This window comes from Actinoplanes sp. NPDC004185, assembly GCF_053603475.1.
Genome location: NZ_JBSGFR010000001.1, coordinates 247,398 through 271,476, shown reverse-complemented (window position 1 = coordinate 271,476; position 24,079 = coordinate 247,398). Strand labels below are relative to the sequence as shown.

Annotated in this window: 21 protein-coding genes and 1 pseudogene; 12 read left to right on the top strand and 10 right to left on the bottom strand. The window is 74.3% G+C overall.

The window, feature by feature from the left end; all coding sequences use genetic code 11:
* Positions 1-76: 76 nt before the first annotated feature.
* Positions 77-1,501, top strand: a complete 1,425-nt coding sequence (locus tag ACWEOZ_RS01185; protein ID WP_451908753.1) for a hypothetical protein — start codon at positions 77-79, stop codon at positions 1,499-1,501.
* Here the strand turns inward: ACWEOZ_RS01185 and ACWEOZ_RS01180 are convergent.
* Positions 1,482-2,816: an FAD-dependent oxidoreductase gene (locus ACWEOZ_RS01180; RefSeq protein ID WP_451908752.1), complete on the bottom strand. Its 1,335-nt coding sequence runs from the start codon at positions 2,814-2,816 to the stop codon at positions 1,482-1,484. The genes ACWEOZ_RS01185 and ACWEOZ_RS01180 overlap by 20 nt on opposite strands.
* A 76-nt stretch (positions 2,817-2,892) precedes the next feature.
* On the opposite strand from ACWEOZ_RS01180, the gene ACWEOZ_RS01175 reads away from it, so the two are divergent.
* The 7 genes and pseudogenes from ACWEOZ_RS01175 to ACWEOZ_RS01145 all read left to right on the top strand — a co-directional run bounded on the left by ACWEOZ_RS01175 (position 2,893) and on the right by ACWEOZ_RS01145 (position 10,818).
* A complete protein-coding gene (locus ACWEOZ_RS01175) occupies positions 2,893-3,459 on the top strand; it encodes a nucleotidyltransferase family protein (RefSeq protein ID WP_451908751.1) in 567 nt (188 codons plus the stop codon).
* A complete protein-coding gene (locus tag ACWEOZ_RS01170; protein ID WP_451908750.1) occupies positions 3,452-4,552 on the top strand; it encodes an XdhC family protein in 1,101 nt (366 codons plus the stop codon). The genes ACWEOZ_RS01175 and ACWEOZ_RS01170 overlap by 8 nt, the downstream gene beginning before the upstream one ends.
* Before the next feature lie 19 nt (positions 4,553-4,571).
* A complete protein-coding gene (locus tag ACWEOZ_RS01165) occupies positions 4,572-5,489 on the top strand; it encodes a DUF389 domain-containing protein (protein ID WP_451908749.1) in 918 nt (305 codons plus the stop codon).
* A 180-nt stretch (positions 5,490-5,669) separates the two neighbouring features.
* A complete protein-coding gene (locus tag ACWEOZ_RS01160) occupies positions 5,670-7,889 on the top strand; it encodes an N-acetylmuramoyl-L-alanine amidase (RefSeq protein ID WP_451908748.1) in 2,220 nt (739 codons plus the stop codon).
* Between the two features lie 188 nt (positions 7,890-8,077).
* Positions 8,078-8,248 (top strand): annotated as a pseudogene (locus tag ACWEOZ_RS01155) (MoxR family ATPase); the annotation flags it as partial.
* A 94-nt stretch (positions 8,249-8,342) separates the two neighbouring features.
* On the top strand, positions 8,343-9,029 hold the full coding sequence (locus tag ACWEOZ_RS01150) for a hypothetical protein (protein ID WP_451908747.1): 687 nt from the start codon (positions 8,343-8,345) through the stop codon (positions 9,027-9,029).
* A 1-nt stretch (position 9,030) separates the two neighbouring features.
* Positions 9,031-10,818 (top strand): vWA domain-containing protein, encoded by a 1,788-nt coding sequence (locus ACWEOZ_RS01145; RefSeq protein WP_451908746.1) that lies wholly within the window; start codon positions 9,031-9,033, stop codon positions 10,816-10,818.
* Here the strand turns inward: ACWEOZ_RS01145 and ACWEOZ_RS01140 are convergent.
* The gene (locus ACWEOZ_RS01140; protein WP_451908745.1) at positions 10,805-11,485 is read right to left on the bottom strand and encodes an HAD family hydrolase; all 681 of its coding nucleotides are present in this window, start codon (positions 11,483-11,485) and stop codon (positions 10,805-10,807) included. The two genes, ACWEOZ_RS01145 and ACWEOZ_RS01140, sit on opposite strands and share 14 nt — an antisense overlap.
* Before the next feature lie 23 nt (positions 11,486-11,508).
* Between ACWEOZ_RS01140 and ACWEOZ_RS01135 the strand changes: the two genes are divergently transcribed.
* On the top strand, positions 11,509-12,381 hold the full coding sequence (locus ACWEOZ_RS01135) for a pyridoxal-phosphate dependent enzyme (protein ID WP_451908744.1): 873 nt from the start codon (positions 11,509-11,511) through the stop codon (positions 12,379-12,381).
* A gap of 23 nt (positions 12,382-12,404) precedes the next feature.
* Here the strand turns inward: ACWEOZ_RS01135 and ACWEOZ_RS01130 are convergent, their stop codons facing one another.
* Positions 12,405-13,313: a GlxA family transcriptional regulator gene (locus tag ACWEOZ_RS01130; protein WP_451908743.1), complete on the bottom strand. Its 909-nt coding sequence runs from the start codon at positions 13,311-13,313 to the stop codon at positions 12,405-12,407.
* A complete protein-coding gene (locus ACWEOZ_RS01125) occupies positions 13,310-13,906 on the bottom strand; it encodes a cysteine hydrolase family protein (RefSeq protein WP_451908742.1) in 597 nt (198 codons plus the stop codon). The genes ACWEOZ_RS01130 and ACWEOZ_RS01125 overlap by 4 nt, the downstream gene beginning before the upstream one ends.
* A gap of 118 nt (positions 13,907-14,024) precedes the next feature.
* Here ACWEOZ_RS01125 and ACWEOZ_RS01120 point away from each other — a divergent pair, with 118 nt between their 5' ends.
* Positions 14,025-14,747: an SDR family oxidoreductase gene (locus tag ACWEOZ_RS01120; protein ID WP_451908741.1), complete on the top strand. Its 723-nt coding sequence runs from the start codon at positions 14,025-14,027 to the stop codon at positions 14,745-14,747.
* 3 nt (positions 14,748-14,750) lie between these two features.
* Here the strand turns inward: ACWEOZ_RS01120 and ACWEOZ_RS01115 are convergent, their stop codons facing one another.
* Positions 14,751-15,665: a hypothetical protein gene (locus ACWEOZ_RS01115; RefSeq protein WP_451908740.1), complete on the bottom strand. Its 915-nt coding sequence runs from the start codon at positions 15,663-15,665 to the stop codon at positions 14,751-14,753.
* A gap of 139 nt (positions 15,666-15,804) precedes the next feature.
* Here ACWEOZ_RS01115 and ACWEOZ_RS01110 point away from each other — a divergent pair, with 139 nt between their 5' ends.
* Positions 15,805-16,938 carry a hypothetical protein gene (locus ACWEOZ_RS01110; protein WP_451908739.1) on the top strand — a complete coding sequence of 378 codons (1,134 nt, stop codon included), beginning with the start codon at positions 15,805-15,807 and terminating at the stop codon, positions 16,936-16,938.
* A gap of 34 nt (positions 16,939-16,972) precedes the next feature.
* Here the strand turns inward: ACWEOZ_RS01110 and ACWEOZ_RS01105 are convergent, their stop codons facing one another.
* From ACWEOZ_RS01105 to ACWEOZ_RS01095, 3 genes are read right to left on the bottom strand one after another with little or no spacing between them, the layout of a single operon-like run.
* The gene (locus ACWEOZ_RS01105; protein WP_451908738.1) at positions 16,973-17,950 is read right to left on the bottom strand and encodes a sugar kinase; all 978 of its coding nucleotides are present in this window, start codon (positions 17,948-17,950) and stop codon (positions 16,973-16,975) included.
* Positions 17,947-18,576, bottom strand: coding sequence for a bifunctional 4-hydroxy-2-oxoglutarate aldolase/2-dehydro-3-deoxy-phosphogluconate aldolase (locus tag ACWEOZ_RS01100; RefSeq protein ID WP_451908737.1), 630 nt, complete (start codon positions 18,574-18,576; stop codon positions 17,947-17,949). The genes ACWEOZ_RS01105 and ACWEOZ_RS01100 overlap by 4 nt, the downstream gene beginning before the upstream one ends.
* 52 nt (positions 18,577-18,628) lie before the next feature.
* A complete protein-coding gene (locus tag ACWEOZ_RS01095; protein ID WP_451908736.1) occupies positions 18,629-19,198 on the bottom strand; it encodes a hypothetical protein in 570 nt (189 codons plus the stop codon).
* Positions 19,199-19,416: 218 nt separating this feature from the next.
* Between ACWEOZ_RS01095 and ACWEOZ_RS01090 the strand changes: the two genes are divergently transcribed.
* Positions 19,417-20,334, top strand: coding sequence for an NADP-dependent oxidoreductase (locus tag ACWEOZ_RS01090; RefSeq protein WP_451908735.1), 918 nt, complete (start codon positions 19,417-19,419; stop codon positions 20,332-20,334).
* A 9-nt stretch (positions 20,335-20,343) separates the two neighbouring features.
* On the opposite strand, the gene ACWEOZ_RS01085 is transcribed toward ACWEOZ_RS01090, so the two are convergent.
* Together ACWEOZ_RS01085 and helR are read right to left on the bottom strand one after the other, a co-directional pair.
* A complete protein-coding gene (locus ACWEOZ_RS01085; protein WP_451908734.1) occupies positions 20,344-21,903 on the bottom strand; it encodes an MDR family MFS transporter in 1,560 nt (519 codons plus the stop codon).
* Entirely contained in the window at positions 21,900-24,065 is a 2,166-nt protein-coding gene (helR, locus tag ACWEOZ_RS01080; protein ID WP_451908733.1) for an RNA polymerase recycling motor ATPase HelR, read from the bottom strand. The genes ACWEOZ_RS01085 and helR overlap by 4 nt, the downstream gene beginning before the upstream one ends.
* Positions 24,066-24,079 lie beyond the last annotated feature (14 nt).

The following is a 24,079-nucleotide window of genomic DNA, read 5'->3' as shown; positions in this document are numbered from 1 at the left end:
CCATCCACGGGCCCGTCCCGCGGCCGGTGGTCGGAGGCCTTCTCCTCCCTGGGTAGGAGGTCGCCATACTGTCCGCGTGAACGAGGTCGTGTTTCCCCGCGCCGCGGACGGCCGGCGCAGCGGTTCGGCGCTGGGCCGGGCGGTGGTCGCGGACGCTCTGCGGGTGGCGGATCCGGCGGCGGCCGCCGCGGCCGAGCGGGAGAGCGACTGGCGTACGGGCTACCTGCGGCACTTCCGGGCCCTGGTCGAGGCCGGGCTGGACGGCGGCTACGACATCGCGCGGGCCGGGCTGGAGTCGGTGCACAGCCGGATGCGGGTGACCAGCGGCGCGGACGAGATCCCGCTCGACGAGGCTTTCTCCGTCGCCGCCGAACCGCTGGACACCGTCACGATCCACGGTGAGGGCAAGCCCGAGCAGGAGCTGATCCTGCCGTACCGGGGTGAGCTGCTGCGCGGGGACGCTCTGCTGCGCCGGCTCGACGACTGGGTGCGGGCGGGCACGATCGAGGAGTCGTGCGCCGAGGCGGTCCGCGAGGTGGCTGCCGAACCGGACTGGCTGGACCTGTCCGATCAGCGGCTGGTGGTGCTGGGCGCCGGCGCCGAGATGGGACCGCTGCCGGCCGTACTGGCCTGGGGTGGCACGGTGATCGGCGTCGACCTGCCCCGGCCGCGGGTCTGGGAACGGGTGGCGGCCACCGCCCGGCAGAGCGCGGGCACGCTGATCGCGCCGGGCGCCACGATCGAGGGTGCGGGCGTGGATCTGCTGACCGGGCTGCCGGCGGCGGCGCAGTGGCTGCTCGGCTTCGAGGGCCGGCTGGTGCTCGGCAACTATGTGTATGCGCCCGGGGCGGCGTACCCCCGGCTCTCCGCGGCCGTCGACGCGCTGACCGAGCAGGTGCGCCGGCAGCGGCCCGGCACCGCCCTGGCTTTTCTGGCCACGCCGACGGATGCCTTCGCGGTGCCGGCCGGCGCCGTCGCGCAGGCCGCGGCGCGGTTCCGGGACCGGCCGGCGGCGGCCAAGGCGCTCGCCGCGGTGTCCGGCGGCCGGCTGCTCCAGCCGAACTACCCGCCCGGCGCCGACCCCGGCATCGCCGACAGCCTGGTGCCCCAGCAGGGCCCGAACTACGCGCTGGCCAAACGCGTCCAGCGGTGGCGGGCGTCGGTGGCCCGGCACGACGGCACGACGGTGAGCTTCTCGGTCGCCCCGCCGACCCGGACGCGGTCGGTGCTGAGCAACCGGCTGCTCGCCGCGGCCTACGCGGGCGCCCACGTGTTCGGCGCGGAGATCTTCGAACCGGCGACCAGCAACCGCCTGATGGCGGCGCTGCTGGTGCATCAGCTCCGCAAGCCACGGCCCGCGGCCGCGAACACCTGGACCGACGAGGCCATCGGTGCGGCGCACGGCGGGCTGTGGCGGGTCGCCTACCAGCCTCGTACGGTGCTCGGGCTGGCCGCCGTCCGCGGCCTGCCGGCCGCTCTGTCTAGACCGCCACGCGGCTGATCAGCGACACCAGGTCGTCCCGGCTGGGGCCGGCCGGCAGCGGGGCGCGCCAGCCGCCCGCATAGATCTCCCGGGCCCGCGGTTCGGCCGCGGCCAGCGTCGCGGGCAGGGCCTGCATCGACAGGTACGGCCCGACCCAGCGCATCAGCGACGGGTCCGCCTGAGCCGCCTCGACGATGTAGCCGGAGGCCAGCGGCCGGGACAGGTCGATGTCCGCGCCCGCCCACTGGCGGATCTGCTCGGCGTCCCAGCTCAGGTGGTCGTCGAACCAGGGCTTGATCTGCTCGGTGCACCACTGGTCGAACTCCAGCGTCACTGTCTCGAGGTCGGCGCCGGGGCGGGGACCGCCGATCAAGGAAACCAGGTTCTGGGCCTGCAGCAGGGAGGTCGTAATGCCGCGGCCGGCGACCGGGTTGGTGGTGCAGACGGCGTCGCCGACGTGGATGAGCCCGGGCAGCGCCACCCGGCCGTCCTGGTCGAGCTGGCCCCGGTAGGCGTTGTGCAGGTGACCGCCGGGCAGGACGGCGGTGATCGGCCGGGTGCGGGCCGGGTCGGTCCATTCCGCGAACCCGGGCACCGCGCGCGCGGCCGCCTCGAACGCCTCGGTGACCCGCAGGCCGGCCAGCTCCCGATCGGTGCTGAGCCGGGCGAACGTGGTGCTCAGGGTGCGGTTGTCCTGCAGGAACACGGCGAATAAGTAGCCCGGCATGCGGGAGATCAGGCCGACCGGAGCGTTGACCGGGCCCGGCGCGGCGCCCGGCAGCAGCTCGTACTGCCGCGAGACATAGGACAGTCCGCAGTCCCCGCCGGTGCCGGGGGCGCGCAGGTCGTCGCCGATCCGCCCGGCCCGGCCGGAGGCGTCCAGCACCAGGTCGGCGGCCACCTCGGCCCCGTCGACGCGCAGTCCCGCCGCATGTCCGCGGGAGCGCAGCACATCCTCGACGTGCCCGCACCGCACCGTCACGCCGGGCTCGGCCGCCGCGGTCCTCCGCAACACCAGCTCGAAGACTTCCCGGCGGCAGGCCATCCCGACCACCATCTCGGGCCGGGATCCCTCGGCGGGCACGATGCTCAGCTCGGCGCCGGCGGCCAGCAGCGCGTCGCACACCTCGGGCAGCTCGGCCTCGAGGGCCGTGAGGATCTGCCGGCGCAGCCCGTGCGGGTGGTGGAACTGCATGACGCCTTTGCGCGGCCAGTCGCCGCCGGGGGCCGGACCGGGGTCGCGGTCCACGACGGTGACCTCGTGACCGCGGCGGGCCAGGGCGGTCGCGGCGTACAGGCCGGTGGGCCCGGCACCGACGATGGCTACCTTCATCCGCCGAGCCTAGGGGCCGGCCGGCGGTTGCTGCTCGCTCTCAGTCGGGATCCCGTCACCGGGCTAGGCTCTGGCGATGGAGATCGCCGGTCTGGTCCTCGCCGCGGGCGCCGGTCGCCGCTACGGGATGCCCAAGGCATTGGTGGCGCACCGGGGCAACCTGCTCGTGGAGCGCGCGGCCGGCACCCTGCGGGCGGCCGGCGTGGCCGAGCCGGTGATCGTGATCGGTGCGCAGGCGGCCCAGGTCCGTACCGTCGCGCCCACCCTGAGCTATGTCGAGAATCCGGACTGGGCGAGCGGCATGGCCTCGTCGTTGTGCACCGGCCTGGCCGCGCTCGCCGCCGGACGGGCCGGCGCGGCGGTGGTCCTGCTGGTCGACATGCCCGGCGTCACAGCTGCAGCGGTACGCGCCATCGCCGCCGGCGCCACCCCGGACGCCCTGGTGATGGGCGGCTACGGCGAGCGCCGGTCCCACCCGGTGCTGCTCGGCCGCGAGCACTGGGCCGGGGTCGCGCGCAGTGCCACCGGCGACCGCGGCGCCCGGGACTACCTGCGCGCGCACGCCGGCCAGGTCCGCGTCGTCCCGGTCGGCCACCTCGCCGACGACACCGATCTCGACGTACCGGAGGCGGGAGATGCGTGACGTCCTGGACGACCTGCTCAGCTGGTGGCGCGCGGGTGAGCCCGCCGGGCTGGCCACCGTCACCGCCACCTGGTCGAGCGCACCCCGGCAGCCCGGCGCGGCGATGCTCGTCGGCGCCGACGGCACCGCCGTGGGCAGCGTCTCCGGCGGCTGCGTCGAAGGCGCGGTCTACGAGCTGTGCCGCGAGGTTGCCGGGTCCGGCACCCCGCGGACCGTGCGGTACGGCGTCAGCGACGACGACGCGTTCGAGGTCGGGCTGCCCTGCGGCGGCACGATCGAGCTCTTCGTCGAGCGCGCGGGCTTCCCCGAGCTGCCCGTGCTCGCGGAGGCGGTCGCCGCCGACCGACCGGTCGCCCTGCTCACGTGTGTCGAGGGCCCGCCGGAGGCGCTGGGCCGGCACCTGGTCGTCACCGGCGACACCCGGCACGGTTCGCTGGGCGGCGACCGGCTGGACGACGCCGCCACCGACGACGGCCGGGGGCTGCTCGCCGCCGGACGCACCGGCCTGCTGCACTACGGCCCGGCCGGCGAGCGCCGCGGCACCGGGCTCACCGTGCTGGTCACCTCGTTCGCGCCGGCCGCCCGCATGATCGTGTTCGGGGCCACCGACCATGCCGCCGCGGTGGCCCGGATCGGCGCGTTCCTCGGCTATCGGGTGACCGTCTGCGACGCCCGGCCGGTCTTCGCCACCGCCCGGCGCTTCCCCGAGGCCGACGAGGTCGTCGTCGACTGGCCGCACCGCTACCTGGCGGCCGAGGCCGCGGCCGGGCGGATCGACCCGCGCACCGTGCTGTGCGTACTGACCCACGACCCGAAGTTCGACGTGCCGGTGCTGGAGGTGGCGCTCGAGCTGCCGGTGGCGTACGTGGGGGCGATGGGCTCCCGCCGCACCCACGACGACCGGCTCGAGCGGCTGCGCGAGACCGGGCTGGACCCGGCCGCGATCGCCCGGCTGGCCTCGCCGATCGGGCTCGATCTGGGCGCCCGCACCCCGGAGGAGACCGCGGTGAGCATCGCGGCCGAGATCGTCGCCGTGCGCTGGCACGGCACCGGCGGGCGGCTCACCGGCACCGTGGGGCCGATCCACTCCTGACCGGTGGTTTGATGACCGCGTGCTGCACTTGAGGATCATCGTCCCGGCCGACCGCAGGGCCGCCGTCCAGGACCTGCTGACCGGCAACGACGCCGTCACCCACGTCGTCGTGCTGCCCGGCGCGGCCGTCGAACCGGTCGGTGACCTGCTCTTCTGCGATGTCGTCCGGGAGGGCGCCAGCGCGATCATCGAACGGCTGCGCGAGCTGGGCGTCGAGCGGGACGGCTCGATCATGCTGGAGAAGGTCGACACCACGCTGTCGGCGGCCGCCGACCGGGCCGAGCGGCGGGTGCCCGGGCTGGGCGTGGACGCCGTGGTCTGGGAGGAGGTGGAGCACGCCACCGCGGCCGAGTCGGAGCTGTCCGGCGCGTTCCTGACCTTCATGATCGTGGCGACCGTGATCGCCGGCATCGGCGTGCTGCTCGACCTGCCGATCCTCATCGTCGGGGCGATGGTCGTGGGCCCCGAGTTCGGGCCGCTGGCCGCGCTCTGTGTCGGCCTGGTGCGCCGCCGGCCCCGGCTGGTCCGCCGGGCGCTGCTGGCCCTGGGGGTCGGCTTCTCCGTCGGCATGGTGGTCACCGTCGTGACCACCTGGGTGCTGACCGCGCTGGACCTGGTCAACAAGGGCATGCTGCTCGACGATCGCCCGCTGACCGAGTTCATCTGGCAGCCGGACGCGCTGAGCTGGGTGGTCGGCTTCCTCGCCGGGGTGGCCGGGATGTTGTCGCTGACCTCGGCGAAGGCCGGCACCCTGGTCGGGGTGCTGATCTCGGTGACCACCGTGCCGGCGGCCGCGAACGTCGCGGTGGCGCTCGCCTACGGCGTGACGAACGAGGCGGCCGGCTCGGCGCTGCAACTGGTCATCAACGTCGCCGCGATCGTCACGGCCGGCGTGCTGACTCTGCTCGTGCAGCGGTTCGCCGGACGCCGCCGTTGACCCTGTCCGTCCACCCACTGTGGACGGACACACAGCCGGCCCGCGGACCGGTATGGTGGCGCTTCCGCCGGTGACCTCGATCGTGGTCGCCGCAAGGACACGGGGGCTTCGGGCGTGAGGATCAGCAGGTCACGAATGGTGACGGGGGCCGCCGCGGCAGTCACGGCTACAGCACTCACAGTGACCGGGGTCGTGCTGACCCGATCGTCGGCCGACCCGGCCGCAGCACCGCTCGGCGCGACCGCGGCCGAGGCCGCTGCCGCACCGCTGCCCTCCGGTCCGCCACCGCCGCCGGTCACCACGCAGTCGCTGGAGCTGGACGGCAAGCCGACGATCGAGCACGGACGGGAGACCCTGCGGCTGGCCCGGCGCACCGTTTCCCGGTTCAGCCTGCTCGGCGTGACCTGGACGGACGCCCTGCTCTCGTTCCAGGGTGACGCCGCCGTACGCACCCGGTCGGCCGCCTCCGGCGACTGGTCCGCCTGGCAGAGCCTCGATCTGGAGCAGGCGGTCGCGGCCGGCGACCCGGACCTGGTGGCCGGCCGCACCCGCGGCGGCAGCACCGGCCTGTGGGTCGGAGCCTCGAACGGCGTCGAGGTGAAGGTCGTCTCCCCCGCCGGGCGCGTCTCGGGCCGGCTGCCCGCGGGCCTGCGGCTCACCCTGGTCGATCCCGGTCCCGCGACCAGCGGCGGCCAGGGCGGCGGGATGCCGCTCGCCGACCCCGAGGAGTCCACCCCGGCCGACCCGCCCGCCACCGAGCCGGTGCCCGACCCGGAGCCCGAGCCCACGCAGCCGGCGGCGCAGCCCTCCGGGGAGAGCTCGAGCAGTACCGCCACCTCGGCGCCGACGACTACCCCGCCCACGACGACGGCCGCCACCCCGGTGCCCACCGTCCCGGCGCAGAGCGCGATGCCGGCCTACGTGAGCCGCAAGGGCTGGAACGCCGACGAGACGCTGGTCAAGGACGCCCCGGTGTACGGCACCACGATCAACGCCCTCTTCGTGCACCACACCGCGCAGAGCGGCAGCAGGTCCAACGACTACACGTGCGCGGACGCCGGCAAGGTCATCCGCAGCATCTACACGTACGCGGTGACGGGCAAGGGCCTCAACGACATGGAATACAACTTCCTCGTCGACAAGTGCGGCACGCTCTACGAGGGCCGCAAGGGTGGCGTGGACAAGCCGGTCGTCGGGGCGCACACGCCGCCGTTCAACACCAACTACGCCGCCGTGGCTGTCCTCGGTGACTACGGCACCACCGCCGTGCCGGCCCCGGTCACCACCAAGATCGCGCAGCTGGCGGCGTTCAAGCTCGGCCGCTACGGTCACGACCCGCTCGGTCAGTTCACCACCACCGCGCAGGGCAGCAACGACAAGGTCAAGGTCGGCGACAGGGTCACCATGGGCCGGATCGCCGGGCACCGTGACGTGCAGGCGACCGAGTGTCCCGGCAACACCCTCTACGGCAAGCTGCCCGCGGTGCGCACCGAGACCGCCGGGGTGCTCTCCGGGCTGAAGATCACCAGGCTCAGCGGCCGCAAGGGCGTGGTCCGTGACAGCCTTACGGTCTCCTGGTCGGTCAGCACGCCCGGTGGTGAGATCGCCGGCTTCGACGTGCTCGTCGACGGCCGCACGGCCGGCAGCGCCACCGCCTCGGCGCGCTCCGCCACCGTGAAGCTGGCCGCCGGCCGGCACACCGTGCAGGTGCGGCTGAACCGGGTCGACGGCCCGACGTCGGTCAGCGACACCCACACGGTCATCGCCGACCTCACCAAGCCCACGTTCCCCGTTCGGCCGGACGTGGTCCTGCGCACCGGCACGGTCAACGCCACCGCCGCACCGGTGACCCTCACGTGGCAGGCGGCCGACTCCGTCGGGCTTTCCGCCGTGCAGCTCACCGCGCCCGGCCGCACCACCTTCGCCACCAGCGCCCGCAGCTGGAACACCACGGCCCGGCCCGGCACCGCGACCACCTGGCGGCTGCAGGCCACCGACCTCGCGGCCAACGTGGCCTCCGCCCCGGTGACCCGCACGCCCGTGCTGGTGGCCGAGACCAAGGCCGCCCGCTCCGGCAAGTGGGCCAAGGCGTCGGGCAGCGCGCACCTCGGCAAGGCGGCGCTGGCCAGTTCCACCAAGAAGGCCTCGCTGAGCTGGAGCTTCACCGGCCGCTCGGTGGCGCTGCTGGCGATGAAGGGCAAGACGGCGGGCAAGGCGTACGTCTACCTCGACGGCAAGAAGGTCAGCACGATCGACCTGCGGGCGAGCAAGAACACGTACCGCCAGGCTGTCTGGACCAGGTCCTGGACCAGCGCCAAGAAGCACACCGTGAAGATCGTCGTGGCCGGCACCGCGGGCCGTCCGAAGGTCACCACGGACGGCATCGTCTACCTGAAGTGACCGCCACCGCCGCGGGCGCGCTGATCGTTTATTCGCGTGCGCCCGCGGCGGGCGGCGGAGCACACTTCCCGGCGTGCATTCCGCTGTCACGGTGACCCCGGCCCAGCTGCCCGACCTGCTGCTGCACGTGGCGGTCGTGCGGCCGGTCTTCGTGTGGGGGCGCGCCGGGCATCGGCAAGAGCTCGCTGGTGCGCGCGTTCGCCGAGTCGCTCGGGCTGGACTGCGTCACGCTGGTCGGCACCCAGCTCGCCGCCGAGGACCTGATCGGCGTGCCCGAGCTGCGTGACGGCCGCAGCCGCTTCGCGCCGCCGGAGTCGATCGCCCGCGACGAGCCGTACTGCCTGTTCCTGGACGAGCTCAACTCGTCCAGCCCGGAAGTGCAGAAGGCGTTCTACTCGCTGATCCTGGATCGCCGGATCGGCGGGTACGAGCTGCCGGCCGGCCGGCTCGATCGTGATCGGGGCCGGCAACCGGTCCGGCGACAACGCGCTGGCCCGGCCGATGGCCTCGGCGCTGATCAACCGGCTGGTCCACGTCCACCTGCGGGCCTCGCACACCGACTGGCTCAACTGGGCGCTGGGGGCCGGCATCCACCCGTGGATCCTGGCGTACCTGGACGAGCGCCCGGACCACCTGTGGGCCGCGCCACCCAAGACGGAGGAGGTCTTCTCCACCCCGCGCAGCTGGCACATGCTCAGCGACGCGCTGCGCTCCTACGGCGACGACATCGCCGAGGAGACGCTGCGGCTGCTGGCGGCCGGCACGCTGAGCCCCGCGCACGCGGCGGCCTTCTGCGGTTACCTCAAGGTCGTGCGGCACCGGTACGGCCTGGAGGCCATCCTGCGCGGCGACGCGGGCTGGCCGCAGGGCAGCGACGACCGGGACCTGCTCTACTTCCTCGCCGAGACCTTCCGGGCCCGGCTGGTCAAGGACCTGCCGGCCGACAAGGACAAGGCGCCCGCGGCGGTACGCCGTTTCGCCCACCGGGCCAAGGGTCTGCTGGTGGAGCTGGCCGAGCTGTCCCTCGAGTGCGGCCGGCTGGTGATCGCCGCCGACGCCGACGGCGCCCCGGTGCTGCCCGCCTGGTTCCTGGTCGAGGTGAGCCGCGACCTGCCGCGCCTGGTCGCAGCCCGCGCCTGAGATGGGCAAGCAGACCCTTCAGGACCCCAATGCGCTCGCCTTCGCGGCGGCGTGGCAGGAGCTGTCGGCGCACCCGATGTTCCGGCCGCTGACGGCGAACGCGTGGCCGCGGCCCAGCGCCGGCGCGGAGCTGGTGGACAGCTCGGACCTGGGGTACGCCGAGGTGTCGGCCGACGGACGGATCCGGGCCAACCGCGGCCGGCGCCTCGACCAGGCACAGTGGACCTGGGTGCTGGCGCGCTGCCTGCTGCACCTCGGCTTCGGCCACCTGGACCCGCGGCACGGCCACGACGCGGCGTTCCGCGACGCGGCCTGTATGGCGGTGACCCGGTTCCAGCGGGCGGTGAAGCTGGGCCGCGAGCCGGAGCTGTTCCCGGTCACGCTGCCCAAGGCCGACGAGGCCGTGCTGGTGCGCCAGTGGCGGCTGGACGGCGTACCGATGGAGTTCGCCGGCTGCGGCGCGGGCGCCCCGGACCTGGTGGTGTCGGCGGATCCGGTCGCGCCCGGCCACGAGCCGGCCTGGCCGGACCGCTTCGCCCTGGGCCTGTCCGCCGCTGCGACCGCCGCGGTCGACGTGGCCGGTGGCGCCCGGACCTCGCTGACCGATCCGCGGGCCCCGCGCAAGCCGTGGGAGCGGGCCCTGAGCTGGTTCGTCGGCTCGTACCCGCTGCTGGGCGGGCTGGCTGCCGGGTTCACCCTGGTCGCCGACGCCGACCTGGCCCGGGGCTGGGACATCACCGTCGCGGCGGTGTCGAGCGCGGCCGGCGAGGTTTACGTCAACCCGCTGCGTGAGCTGAGCGAGGCGCAGTGGCGGTTCGTGCTGGCCCACGAGATGCTGCACGTCGCTCTGCGGCACGCCGACCGGGTCGGGCCGCGGGACCCGTACCTGTGGAACGTCGCCTGCGACTACGTGGTCAACGGCTGGCTCGTCGAGATGGGCGTCGGCGAGCTGCCCGACGGCCTGCTGCTCGACCCCGCGCTGAGCGGGGCCTCCGCCGAGGAGGTGTACGACCGGATCGCCACCGACCTGCGCCGCCTGCGCAAGCTGGCAACGCTGCGGGGCCGGGGCCTCGGCGACATGCTGGGTGAGCCGCTGCCCTGGCGTGGTTCACGTTCCGGGGGCGTGGACCTGGACGACTTCTACCGGCGGGCACTGCTCACCGGCTACCGGTACCACCAGCGGGACGGGCGCGGCCTGCTGCCCACCGGGCTGGCCGAGGAGATCCGGGTGCTGGAGCAGCCGCCGCCGCCCTGGGACGTGCAGCTGGCCCGCTGGTTCGACGAGCACGTCCCCGGCCCGGAGCGGCAGCGGACGTACGCGCGGCCGTCGCGGCGGCAGGCGGCCGCACCGGGCATCCCGCGGCCGGGCCGACACCTGCCGGAGGAGGTCGTGCGGCGGCACACGTTCGGGGTGCTGCTGGACACCTCCGGGTCGATGAGCCACGAGCTGATGGGCAAGGCCCTGGGCGCGATCGCGTCGTACGCCGCCGCCCGCGACGTGCCCGCGGCCCGGGTGGTCTTCTGCGACGCGGCCGCCTACGACGCCGGCTATCTGCCGGTGCACGAGATCGCCGGCCGGGTACGGGTCCGCGGACGCGGCGGCACGGTCCTGCAGCCGGGCATCGATCTGCTGGAGCGGGCCCCGGACATCCCGCCGGCCGGCCCGCTGCTGGTGATCACCGACGGGCACTGCGACGTGCTGCGGATCCGGCGGACCCACGCGTACCTGATGCCGCGCGACGCCCGGCTGCCGTTCCCGGCCCGGGGTCCGGTCTTCAGCCTGCGCTGAGGTGGGCCGGCAGCTCGCGCAGCGAGGTGATCCGGTGCGTCTCACCGGCCGGGCCGCGGCCGTGGCGGTCCAGATGGACGGCGGACAGCCCGGCCGCGCGGGCCCCGAGCACGTCCAGCGCGTGGTCGTCGCCGACGCTGAGCACCTCGCCCGGCGGGAACCCCCAGCGCGCGCAGGCCCGGCGGAACGCCTCCGGGTGCGGCTTGGCCACCCCGAGGTCGTCGACCGTGAAGACCGGCCCGACCCGGTCGCCCAGGCCGGTCCGGCCCAGCTTCCTGAGCTGCTGGCCGCGGGAGCCGTTGGTCAGCACGGCGGTGGGCAGGCCGGCGGCGGCGAGGGCGGTCAGGGCGTCGGCCACGTCGTCGTAGGCGCACCAGGCGCTCTCATAGTGGGTCAGGTAACCCGCGAAGATCTCGTCCAGCTCGGCGTCGCTGCCCCGCGTACCCAGGAAGTCGCGGACCCGGCGGCGGCGCTGCTCGGCGAAGGTGATCCGGCCGTCGCGCCAGGCCGCGAGGTGCGGCTCCTGCACGGCGGCCCAGCGGACGATCGCCTCGTCCGTCGCCACCAGGCCGAGGCTCGGCAACCAGCCGCGCAGACCGGCGGCCGCGGCGCCCTCGTGGTCGACGAGCGTGCCGTCGAGGTCGAGCAGGACACCACGCGGATTCACGCCGGGGATCCTAGACTTCCCGGGTGGACATCACGCCGATCGCCCTGGGCACCTGGCCGACCCCGCTCGAGCCGGCCCCCCGGCTCGGCACCGCCCTCGGGCTGGACGAGCTGTGGCTCAAACGCGACGACCTGACCGGCCTCGGCGGCGGTGGCAACAAGGTGCGCAAGCTGCAGTACACCTGCGCCCAGGCCTTGCAGGCAGGGGCGACGACCTTGGTCACCACCGGTGCGCCGCAGTCCAACCACGCCCGGCTGACGGCCGCGGCCGCCGCCCGGCTGGGACTGCAGTGCGTGCTGGTGCTGCGCGGGGACGAGCCGCCGGCCGTACGCGGCAACCTGATCCTGGACCAGCTGGCCGGCGCGCGCATCGTGTGGGCCGGCGACGCCCCGCTCGACGAGGTGGCGGCCGCGCAGCAGGGCTTCGTCATCCCGTTCGGCGGCACGTCGGCGTTCTCCGCGCTGGGCTATGTGGACTGTGCCCGCGAGCTGACCGCGCAGCTGCCGGATCTGAGCACCGTGGTGGTGGCGGTCGGCTCGGGCGGCACGATGGCCGGGCTGGTGGCCGAGCTGGGCCCGGGCCGGGTCTTCGGCGTGGACACCGGGGCGCTGCCGGACGCGCGCGGCACCGTCGCCGCACTGCTCGACGCCATGGGAGTGCCGGTGAAGCCCGACGAGTTGCAGATCGACCACTCGCACGTGGGCGCCGGTTACGCGGCGCTGACCCGTCCGGTCCAGGAGGCGCTGAGCCTGGCCGCGCGCACGGAGGGCCTCTTCCTCGACCCGACCTACACCGGGCGGGCCCTGGCCGGGCTGCGGGCCAGCCCGCCGGACGGCAAGGTCGTCTTCCTGCACAGCGGCGGCCTGCCGGGACTCTTCGGCCACCCGGCCCTCTGAAGCCGGCTCAGGTCGACCTGCTGTCAGGCGGACCGGGCGCGGAGGCGGCGCAGCATGCGGGCGTCCACGAAGCCGACCGCGTGGGCGGCCGCCTCGACGGTCGCACCGTGCCCGATCAGGTATTCGGCCCGCTCGACCCGCAGCAGCTGCTGGTAGCGCAGCGGCGTGCGGCCGGTCGCGGCCTCGAAGCGCCGGGTCAGCGTGCGCTCGCTGACCCCGGCCGAACGGGCCAGCTCGGCCAGCGGCAGCGGCTCGGCGAAGCGCTCGTCGATCCGGTCCTGCACCCGGTGCACCGCGTCGCTGAGATGGGCCCGGTGCCGCAGCATCGCACTGGCCTGCTGCTGGTCCCCGTTGCGCCGGGCGTAGACCACCATCTGCCGGGCCACCTGCGCGGCCACCGCCGGGCCGTGCCGCACCGCCACCAGGTGCAGCGCCAGATCGATGCCACTGGCGATGCCCGCCGAGGTCACCACCCGGTCGTCGGAGACGTAGAGCACGTCGCGGACCACCGTCGCCGCCGGATAGCGGCGGGCCAGGTCGTCCTGCACGTCGTGGTGGGTGGTGCAGCGCCGGCCGTCGAGCAGCCCGGCCCGGCCCAGCGCGTCGGCCCCGGCGCAGACGCTGGCCACCGTGCCGCCCGCCGCGTGGTGGGCGGCGACCCGGCCCAGCGTCTCCTCGCTCAGCAGCCCGGTGCCGGCCAGCCTCTCCGCGCGCCAGCCGGGCACCACCACCAGGTCGCCCGGGCCGAGCTCGGGCCAGCTCAGCTCGGCGCGCAGGGTGATCCCCTGGTGCGTGGGCACGTCGGGCTGCTCGGCGACGTAGGTCAGCCGGTAGGGGTGCCCGTGGTCCGCCGCGGTCGAGAAGACCTGGGCGGCACCGGCCAGGTCCAGCAGGTGCAGCCGCGGCACGAGGACGAAGACCACCTGGTTCACGATCCGGTCAAGCTCCCGGTCAGCTCGGCGACGGTCCGGACGGTGGCGAACCGGCCGGCCAGCGCGTACTCGGTGCGGGTCACCACGTCCCCGGCGGCCAGCGTACGCGGGTCGGCCAGCAGCTCGGCGACGGTCTGGCCGGCCGGGGCGTCCCGGTGCGGGATCGGGAACGTCGCCGTTGCGTCCGTGACGAAGGTGACGGCGTACCCCAGATCGGCGCCGACCCGCGCCGTGGTCTCGACGCACTGCTCGGTCCGGATCCCGCAGACCGTCAGGTCGCGGATCCCGCGCTCGGTGAGGACCTGCTGCAGATTGGTGGTGGTGAACGCGTTGTGCGAGGTCTTGGTGATGATCGGCTCGCCGGGCGCCGGCTCGAGCCCGGCCATGACCCGCACGTGCCCGCGAGCCGGGTCGAACTCGCCGCCGGTGCCCGGTTCGGCGTGCAGCACCCAGACGACGAGGTCGCCGGCCGCGCGGGCGGCGTCGACGAGGACACCGACCCGCTCCACGACGGCGGGGTTGGAGACGGCCTGCCACAGCGGGCGGACCCGGAAGGACTCCTGGACGTCGATCACGACGAGTGCGTTGGTCATGCTGCCATCGTGGCGGCCGGGACGGCCCTGCGGTAAGGCACTGAACCGACCGCCACCGGAACGATCCGGTCACGCCGGACCGGTCCAGGACCTGGTCCGGCCGGTAAGGTCGGCAGGCATGACAGGGCCCTTGGCGGGAAAGACGGCAGTGGTGACGGGCGGCTCCCGGGGCATCGGCCGGGCGATCGTCGAACGGCTGGCGCGCGACGGCGCCACGGTGATCTTCGGGTACCGCAACCGCGACGACGAGGCCAAGGCGGTCGAGGACGCGGTCGGTTCGGCGCGCGGCTTCCGCGCCGACCTGGCCGAGCCCGGGGCGGTCCGCGAGCTGCTGGAATGCGCCGATCACCTGGACATCCTGGTCGCCAACGCGGCGGCGAGCTTCGCACCGACGCCGATCGCCGAGGTGCGCGACGCGGACTACGACCGCATTTTCGCGGTCAACGCCAAGGCGACATTCCAGGCCATCCGGTACGCGGCCCAGCACATGCGCGACAACGGCCGCATCATCACCATCTCCACCCTGAACACGACGTCCCCCGCCCCGGGCGGCAGCCTCTACGTGGGCAGCAAGGGCGCGGTGGAGCAGTTCAGCGCGGTGGCGTCCCGGGAGCTGGGCGCCCGGGGCATCACGGTCAACACGGTCTCCCCGGGGGCCACGGACACCGAGCTGCTGCGCTCGACCAACAGCGCCCAGTCGCTGGAGACGGCGGCGGCGATGACGCCGCTGGGCCGGCTCGGTCAGCCGGCGGACATCGCCGACGTGGTCGCGTTCCTGGCCGGCCCGGACGGCCGCTGGATCACCGGCCAGAACATCCACGCGGGCGGCGGACTGGCCTGAGCGTCAACCGGCGACGGATGCGAGCAGCGCCGGTGAGGCCTGCCGGATGGTGTCACGTCCGTCCGCCGCCTGGGCCAGCAGCCGATGGCAGCCGTCCCGCTCCACATAGATCTGCCCGGACCCCAGGTGCAGCACGACGAACTCGCCGGCCGGGCTGGTGCACGCGGGTGCGGGCGCGGCGGCCTCGACCTCTTTCCGGACGGCGGCCCACTGCTGCTCGCCGAGGTAGCGACCCGAGGCGAACTCACCGGCCGGCTTGCCGGTGCCCCGCTGATCGGCCGGCACCCGGTAGGCGCAGAGCCGGACCCGCACCGGGCCGTCGAAGCCCGCGGGAACGACGGCCGGCTCACCCTTGGTCCCCCACTGCGCCGACACCCAGACCATGTCCGCCCACCGCTGGGTGCAGCCGGCCGCCGCCGCCTCCGAGGACTCGATCTCCCGGATCGGCCGGGACGAGACCGGCGTCAGCCGCAGCCCGCCGAGGGCTTCGCGAACCTCGGAGCGGACCTTGCCGCAGCTGTCGTGGGGGACGCCGGGCCGCACCCAGCGGCCCTGCGCGTCGAGCAGGGCGAAGAACGGCGGAAGGTACAGCTCAAGGGTGCAGGCGCCCCCGGACAGCGGCTCGTCCGGCAGTCGCAACGCGGCGACCAGCGCCGTCACGTCGTCGGCGCGGCTCTCCGAGGCGGTCAGGTCCTCGCCACCGTCGGCCCGGCGCAGCGGCGCCGATCGGCACACCACCGCGGCCACCGGCTGGAAGCTGTCGTCGAGCGGGGGCAGTGCCGCGAGGTCGCTCCCGCCCGACGCGGGACCGGAAGAGTCCGCGCCCGCCGCCGCGCAGGAGATCCAGGCCGGTTCGACCTCGGGCTTCCCGGGGGCGCCTTGCCGGCCCCCACATCCGGCGACCGTACCGAGAAGCATTGCCGCCACCACGAACGACACACCACAACGACCCATCGCGCACCTCCGCGCCGCGTCTTCACCCTTTCCTGCGACGGTGCCGGAGGTACGCCGGTTCCCCCGGCCGACACTTTCTGCGTCCCACGCAGTTGATCACGGTATGCGAAAGTTGTCGGTCTTCCTGGCACTGGTCTGCGCGTCCGTCGGCGGCGCTGTCCCGACGGCGACACCAGCGGCCGCCGTCGGTGCCCGCGCCCAGGCGGCTCCCTCGTTCAACGGCACAGTGTGGGCGATCGCGTTCCGAGGCGACGTCGTCTACGTCGGAGGGTCGTTCACCGCGGTCACCTACCGGGGTCGCAGCTTCGAACGCCGGCGGCTGGCAGCGCTCGATGCCCGTACCGGTGCGGTTCTGCGCTGGCAGCCCGCCGCGGACGGCACCGTCCGCGCCCTCGCGGTCGCCGGCCCGGCGGTCTACGCCGCCGGTGACTTCGACACCATCTCCGGGCAGAGCCGCGACGCAGTCGCCCGGATCGACGCCTCCACCGGCCGGCCCACCCGCTTCGCCCACCGCGTGACCGGTGAGGTGGCCACGCTCGCGATCGGCAACGGGCGCGTGTACATCGGCGGCCGCTTCTCCACCGTCGACGGGGTCGCCCGGCGCAACGTCGCCGCCTTCTCGCACAGCAGCGGCGCCCTGGACCGGTCGTGGCGGCCGAGCACCGGCGGCCGGGTCCGGTCGCTGGCGGTCACCCGCGGCCGGGTCTACCTCGGTGGGGAGTTCCACCAGGTCAACGGCTCCCGCTCGGCGGACCGGCTCGCGGCCGTGCATCCGGCCACCGGGTCGCTGGTGAGCGGCTTCCGGCCGCACGCACCGGCGAACGTGATGGACGTGGCCGCGGACGCCCGCGGGGTGTACACGGCGACCGGCGGACCGGGCGGCCGGGCCGTCGGATACTCGTCCTCCGGGGCGATCCGCTGGACCCACCTCTTCGACGGCGACGTGCACACGATCGCGGTCATGGGCGGGACCGCCTACGTCGGCGGGCACTTCGACCGGGCCTGCCGGCGGACCAGCACGGTGCGTCAGCTCGGCTGCCTCGGGGGCTACACGGCGCGGGTGAAGCTGGCCGCGCTGGACGGGCGGGGGCGGCTGACCGGATGGAACCCGCGGGCCAACGGCACGATCGGGACGCACGTGCTGACCACTTACCCGCCGCGGCATCGTATTGCCGCTGGTGGGGCCTTCACGCGGATCGGGGGCGCGGGGCGGGAACGCTTCGCCCTCTTCAACTGACCGCTGGGACGCCGGGCCGGGAGATCCGGCCCGGCTACCGCGCCACGTCGTCGGTGGCCGAGAGCAGAGCGGTCAGGTCAGCCCGGGAGGGCAGCCCCTCGCAATCCCCCGGGACGGTGACCGCGAACCCGCCCACCGCCACAGCCGTGGCCAGCCGCTGGGCCGGAGCCGCCCCGGCGAGCCGGTCGGCCAGATATCCCGCGACGAACGCGTCCCCCGCCCCCACCGGGTCCACCACCGTCACGTCGAGGGCCTGCAGCGTCAACCGCTCGCCCTCGATCAACCCGGTGCAGCCGCGCGGACCGTCCTTGATCACCACCTCGCCGGGACCGAGCGCCGCCAGCCCTTCGGCCACCGCCTCGCTCCCGCCCAGCACCAGGGCCGCTTCGTCCGGTCCCGCGAAGACCACGTCCGCCCGCGAGACCAGGTCGCGCAGGACGGGCGCGGCGTCGTACCGGGACCAGATCTTGGCCCGGTAGTTGATGTCGAGCGACACCGTCACCCCGGCCGCGCGGGCCGTCTCGACCGACTGGAACACCGCTGCCCGGGCCGTGTCGCTCAGCGCCGGGGTGATGCCGGTGACGTGCAGGATCCCGGCCGACCGCAGGAGGTCGACGGGCACATCGGCCGGACCGAGCCGGGAGCCCGCGCTGCCGGCGCGGTGGTAGTCGACGGTCGTCAGCGCGCCCGTGCGACGGTGCCTGACCATCAGGCCGGTGTAGGCCTGGTCGCGGATCGCCACGGTGTGCACGCCCTCGGCGCGCAGGCGGCGCTCGATCAGGTCGCCGGTCGCGTCGGGGCCGATCCGGCCCACCCAGGTGGCCCGGCCGCCGAGGCGGGCCACGCCGATCGCCACGTTGCTCTCCGCGCCGCCGATGCCGAACCGGAAGCCGCGCGCATGCTCCAGCAGCCCGACCCCCTCAGCGGCGACCAGCCCCATGGTCTCCCCGAGCGTGAGCAAGCCACCGCCGGGCGCGACCGGGCCGTCGTCGTCGACCGGACCGGCGCTCATGAGCGGGCGAACGCGACCGCGTCGACGGCCCGCCGGGCGCGCACCGCCAGCTGGGCCAAACTGCCACCGGTGGCCGCGTCCCCGATCAGCGGACCACCGAGCCCGACCGCCGAGGCCCCGGCGGTCAGCCAGGTGGCGATGTCGGCGATCTCGATCCCCCCGGTCGGCATGATCCGTACGTCGGGCAGCGGCCCCCGCAGGTCCTTGAGGAAGCGGGGCCCGACCGCCCCGGCCGGGAAGAGCTTGACCAGCGGCGCCCCGCCCCGGCTGGCGTTGAAGATCTCGGTGGGGGTGAACGCCCCCGGATAGACCGGCACCGGGAAACCGTCGAGCGCGGCCACCCAGACCGGGGACACCAGGAAGGCGGCGCCCGCGTCCACGGCTGCCTTGGCGTCGTCGAGAGAGAGCACTGTCCCGGCCCCCACCGCGACCGAGGCCGGCAGCTGGCGGCGCAGCCCGGCGATCGCTTCGAGGGCGCCGCGGGAGGTGAGGGTCACTTCGAGGGCGGTGATGCCGGCCTCGACGAGCACATCGCTGACCGCGGCGAAGGCATCCGCGGTGGGCGCGCGCAGCACGGCCACGACCCCGCTCCCGACAACCGCCTCGGTGACCGACTTGTCCGACATGGAGCCTCCCCAGGATCCGTCGCTGTCTCCATACTCCCCGGGCCAGGGAAGATCAACCAGTGACGCGGGACTCCGCCGGCGTCGCGTCGCGCCGGATGTACGAGCGCAGTCCCCGCGACGGCGGCTCCACCGGCGGCGGGGGCGGGGTGGCCTCGATGCCGAGCTCCTCACGGACCGCCGCCTCGAACTGCTGCATCACCAGCGGCACGTGCCCGAGCATCTCCCGGACCGACTTCTGCGGGTCGACGCCCGGTGGCGGCGTGGGGCGTTCGCCGTACAGCTTCTCGATCAGCAGGTGCACGGCCAGCGCGGCGCTGCGGACCTGCCCCGACGCCAGCAACCGCACCTGCATGAGGGCGGGTCCGACGGCGTCGACGTAGGTGAACGGCCCGGGCGGGGGCTGTCCGCCGTCGTACGCGGCGCGCAGCCGGTAGGTCGCCCGTTCGAACTCCGTCAGCAGGGCTATGTAGGCCTCCTTGCGCTCGGCGTACCACCGTTTGGTGCGCTTGGCGCGGCTGCGGGCGTACTCGTCGCGGGCCGACACGAGCAGGGTCACACCGGCCCCGGCCAGCGCGAACACGACGGCGACCAGGGGTAACGCCCACCAGGGGATCTCAGACACCCGCCAACGGTAGCGATGCCGGTCCGCCGGGTCCCGGGCGAGGGCCGGATCGTGACCTGGCGTCCGCCGGTTCCGGCCGATGGGCCAGGTCGGCGTCGATCGCGGCCGGGTGAAGCCGGCCGGACGGGCCCAGCCGAGCAGCACCGTCCCGGTCGCGTCGCCCGGCCCCTCGGTGCGGCGCTTGACCTCAACCCGGCTTCAGCTTGCAGGGTGGCCGGATGAGAGCAGCGGTGTTCGACCGGTACGGCCCGCCCGAGGTGTTGCGGGTGGCTGAGCTGCCCGATCCGGTGCCGGGTCCGGGCGAGGCGCGGGTCCGGGTACGGGCGGCCGGCGTGCAGCCCTTCGACGTCGCCGTGCGCGAGGGGTGGATGAGACGGGGGCCGGGGCACTTCCCGCATCAGGTCGGCCAGGAGTTCTCGGGGGTGGTCGACCTGCTCGGCGACGGTGTCACCGGCCCCGTCCCGGGTACGGCGGTGCTGGGTTCCACGATGATGAACGGTCAGGCGACCCACGTGGTCGTGCCGGCCGCGGATCTGGTCGTGAAACCGGCGCAGCTGTCCTTCCCGGCGGCCGCCGCGCTGGTGGCGGCCGGCCAGACCGCCTCCGGTGCGCTGACCCAGCTGGGCGTCACCGCGGGCGACGTGCTGCTGGTGCACGCGGCGGCAGGCTCGGTGGGCACGGTGGCCGTGCAACTGGCCCGGTTGGCCGGCGCCACCGTGATCGGCACGGCCGGCCCGGCCAACCACGACTACCTGCGGGAGCTGGGCGCCGTTCCGGTCGCGTACGGCGACGGCCTGGTCGAGGCGGTCCGGACGCTCGCCGCCGGACCGGTGACGGTGGCCCTGGACGCGGCCGGGCGCGGGGCCGTCGCCGCGTCGGTGGCCCTCGGTGTGCCCCGGGACCGGATCGGCACCATCGCCGACGACAAGGCCGCCGCCGAGTTCGGCACCCCGGTGGTGCGGGCGCCCCGCTCCCCCGTCCGGCTCGCCGAGGTGGTGGCGCTGGCCGGACGGGGGGTGCTGACGATGCCGCTGCGGGCGTACCCGTTGACCGAGGTCGCCGCGGCGCACGCGGCCGTGCAGGCCGGGCACGGCCGCGGCAAGGTGGTCCTGATCGTCGAGCCGGAGCAGCTCTGAGCGAGCGGGTCAGGTCAGCGGCGCGCCCGCCGCGGCCTCCTCCTGGGCCCGGCGCTCGTCGCCGCTCAGCGTGTGCAGCGGCTTCTCCTTGATGAACAGGACGGCGAGCACGGCCAGCGCGGCGATCGGGGCGCCGATCAGGAACAGGCGGGCCGTGGCCTCGCCGTAGACCTCGCGGACGACGGTCAGCACCTGCGGTGGCAGGGCGGCCAGGTCGGGCACCTTCGCTGTGCCACCGGTGGCCGGCGGGCCGAAGCGCTCGGCCAGCATCGTGGTCACCCGGGAGGCCAGCACCGCGCCCAGGGCGCTGACCCCGATCGCGCCGCCCATGCTGCGGAAGAACGTCAGCGCGGACGTGGTCGCTCCGAGCTCCTGGGCCGGCACGTCGTTCTGCGCCGCCAGCACCAGGTTCTGCATCAGCATGCCGACGCCGGCCCCCAGCACGGCCATGTACAGCGCGAGCATCGGCACGCTGGTGCGGGCGTCGATCGTGCTCAGCAGCACCATGCCGGCGGTCATCACCATCGACCCCGCGACCAGGTACGGCTTCCATCGGCCGTACCTGGTGATCAGCTGGCCGGCCACGGTGGACGACACCAGCAGGCCGAAGATGAGCGGCAGGCTCATCAGCCCGGCGACCGTCGGGCTCTTGCCGAGCGAGATCTGGAAGTACTGCGACAGGAACACCGTGCCGCCGAACATGGCCACGCCGACCAGCGTGCTGGCCAGGATGGCCAGGGACACCGTGCGGCGGAAGATGCCGAGCGGGATGATCGGCTCCTTGGCCCGCGATTCCACCCGGACGGCGAGCGCGAGCAGCAGGAGCCCGGCGGCGACGAACACTACGGTCGGCCAGGAGCCCCAGGCGAAGTGGTGGCCGGCCAGCGTCGACCAGATCAGCAGGTCGCACACGCCCGCGGTGATCAGGGTCGCGCCGAGCCAGTCGATCGAGACCGCTCGGCGCGGCGTCCGCGGCAGGTGCAGCGTCTTCTGCAGCAGCACGATGGCGGCCAGCGAGAACGGTACGCCGATCAGGAAGCACCAGCGCCAGCCCAGCCAGGACGTGTCCACCAGCAGCCCGCCGATCAGCGGCCCGGCGATGGTGGCGACGCCGAACACCGCGCCGAACAGGCCCGAGTAGCGGCCCAGCTCGCGCGGCGGGATCATCGCGGCCATCACGATCATCGCGAGCGCGCCCATGCCGCCCGCGCCGATGCCCTGCACGACCCGGCTGACGATGAGGATGCCGACGTCGGGGGTGAGCCCGGCGATCAGCGAGCCCGCGACGAACAGGCCGAGGGAGAGCTGGATCAGCAGCTTCTTGCTGTAGAGGTCGGCCAGCTTGCCCCACAGCGGCACGGTCGCCGTCATGGCCAGCAGCTCGGTGGTGACGATCCAGGTGTAGACGGACTGGGAGCCACCCAGGTCGGCGATGATCCGCGGCAGCGCGTTGGACACGATGGTGGAGGCCAGGATGGACACGAAGAGGCCGAGCATGAGGCCGGACAGCGCCTGGACGACCTCCCGGGGCGACATCCGGGTGGTGGGCGGAGTGGTGACTGAGGTCATCGGGCTCCCTCGGTGGTGGTGAGAATGACGAGTTGCCGGGTGGCGCGGGTCATCGCGACGTACCGGTCGACCGCGCCCTCGATGCCCGGGCCGAAGTCCTCCGGGTCGATGAGGACGACCAGGTCGAACTCGAGACCCTTGGACAGCTCCGGGGTCAGCGGCCGGATCCGGGGCGTGGCCGGGACGGCGGTGCCATCGGCGCTGATGACGCAGGCGATCCCCTCGGCGTGCGCGGCGAGCCAGGTGTCCACGATGGACGACAGCTCCGCCGCGGATCCGTGCCGGACGGGGACGCCGCTGCTGCGGATGGAGGTCGGCACGTTGGCGTCGGGCAGCGCGGCCCGGATGACCGGCTCGGCCTCGGCCATGACCTCTTCCGGCGTCCGGTAGTTCACGGTCAGCGAGGAGATGGTGATCCGGTCGAGCCCGACCCGCTCGAGCCGTTCCGGCCAGGACTCCGTGAAGCCGTGCCGGGCCTGGGCCCGGTCCCCGACGATGGTGAAGCTGCGGGACGGGCAGCGCTGCAGGAGCATCTGCCACTCCGCGTCGGTCAGCTCCTGGGCCTCGTCCACGACGATGTGTGCGAACGGGCCGGCCAGCCGGTCGGGTTCGGCGGCGGGCACCGCGGTCTCGTCGACCAGCGCGTCCTGAAGGTCGAGCTGGCGCAGGCTGGACAGCACTCCCTCTCCGTCGTCGTAGGTGTGGGCGTGGATCAGCTCGTCGACGACCGCGGACATGCGTTCGCGTTCGACGGCGAGGGTGGCGTCGTGCCGGCGGTTGCGCCGGGAGGCCTCGGGGTCGCCGAGCCGCCGCCGGGCCGCGTCCAGCAACGGCAGGTCGGAGACCGTCCACGGCTGACCGGCGTCGCGACGGAGCTTGCGAATCTCCTCCGGGGTGAGCCAGGGCGCGCACTTGCGCAGGTACGCGGGCACCGACCAGAGGTCCGCGACGAGGTCGGTCGCTTCGAGCACCGGCCAGGCGCGGTTGAAGGCGGCGAGCAGTTCCCGCCCGAGCGACCGCCGGACGAAGGTCTCCGGCTCATCACCGTCGTACTTCCCCACCAGGATCGTGAGCAGCTCCTCCCAGATCTCGTCGCGGGCCTCGTTGTGCGGCGTACCGGGTCCGGGCGCCTCGAACGCCTCGGCCCAGTCGTCGGCGCTCAGCCGGATGTCGGCCTCGCCGGTGGCGACCGTCAGGGCGGTGGCCGGCGGCTCCTCGTAGAACCGGACGGCCGCCTCGATCGCCCGTACCAGTGGCGCCGACGACTTGAGCCGGGCCACCTCCGGATCCGTCTCGGGGGCGGCCGCGGGACCCTCGGTGACGAGGTCGCGCAGGGTGCAGATCTGCACCTCCTCCTCACCGAGGCTGGGCAGGACGTCGCCGACGTAGGCCAGGTACGGCTGGTGCGGGCCGACGAACAGGACGCCACCACGGCGGTGACCGAGGCGGGGATCGGCGTAGAGCAGGTAGGCCGTGCGGTGCAGAGCCACGACGGTCTTGCCGGTACCCGGGCCGCCGTCGACGACGAGAGCGCCGCCGGAACCGGCGCGGATGATGGCGTCCTGGTCGGCCTGGATGGTGCCGAGCACGTCGCGCATCCGGGCCGACCGGGTGCCGCCCAGGCTGGCGATGAAGGCCGACTGGTCGTCCAGCGCGGCGTGCCCCTCGAAGCCGTCCGGGGTGAACACCTCGTCCCAGTAGTCGCTGATCCGGCCGCGGGTCCAGCGGTAGCGGCGGCGGCTGGCCAGCCCCATCGGGTTGGCGTGGGTCGCCCCGAAGAACGGCTCGGCCGCGGGCGACCGCCAGTCGAGCAGCAGCCGGCGGCCCGTGCTGTCGGTGAGGCCGAACCGCCCGACGTACACCGGCTCGGCGTCGTCGGCGCCGACCATGCGCCCGAGGCACAGGTCCAGGCTGTACCGGCGCAAGCCACGAAGCCGTGCGGACAGCCGCCGGACCTCGGTGTCGCGGTCCACCGCCTGCCGGCCCTTGCCCGCGGGGGCCCGCCGCTCGGTCTCCAGCCGGTCGGACAGGTCGGCGATGGACTGCCGCAGGCTCTCCGCGATGGCCGCGAAGTGCCGCTCGTCGGCGGCGATCAGGTTCGGGTCGGCCTTGTGGGCCAGCCGGCCGGGAAGATCGAAGGCGCTGGTCGCCAAGGGATTCATTCACACCTCGATTG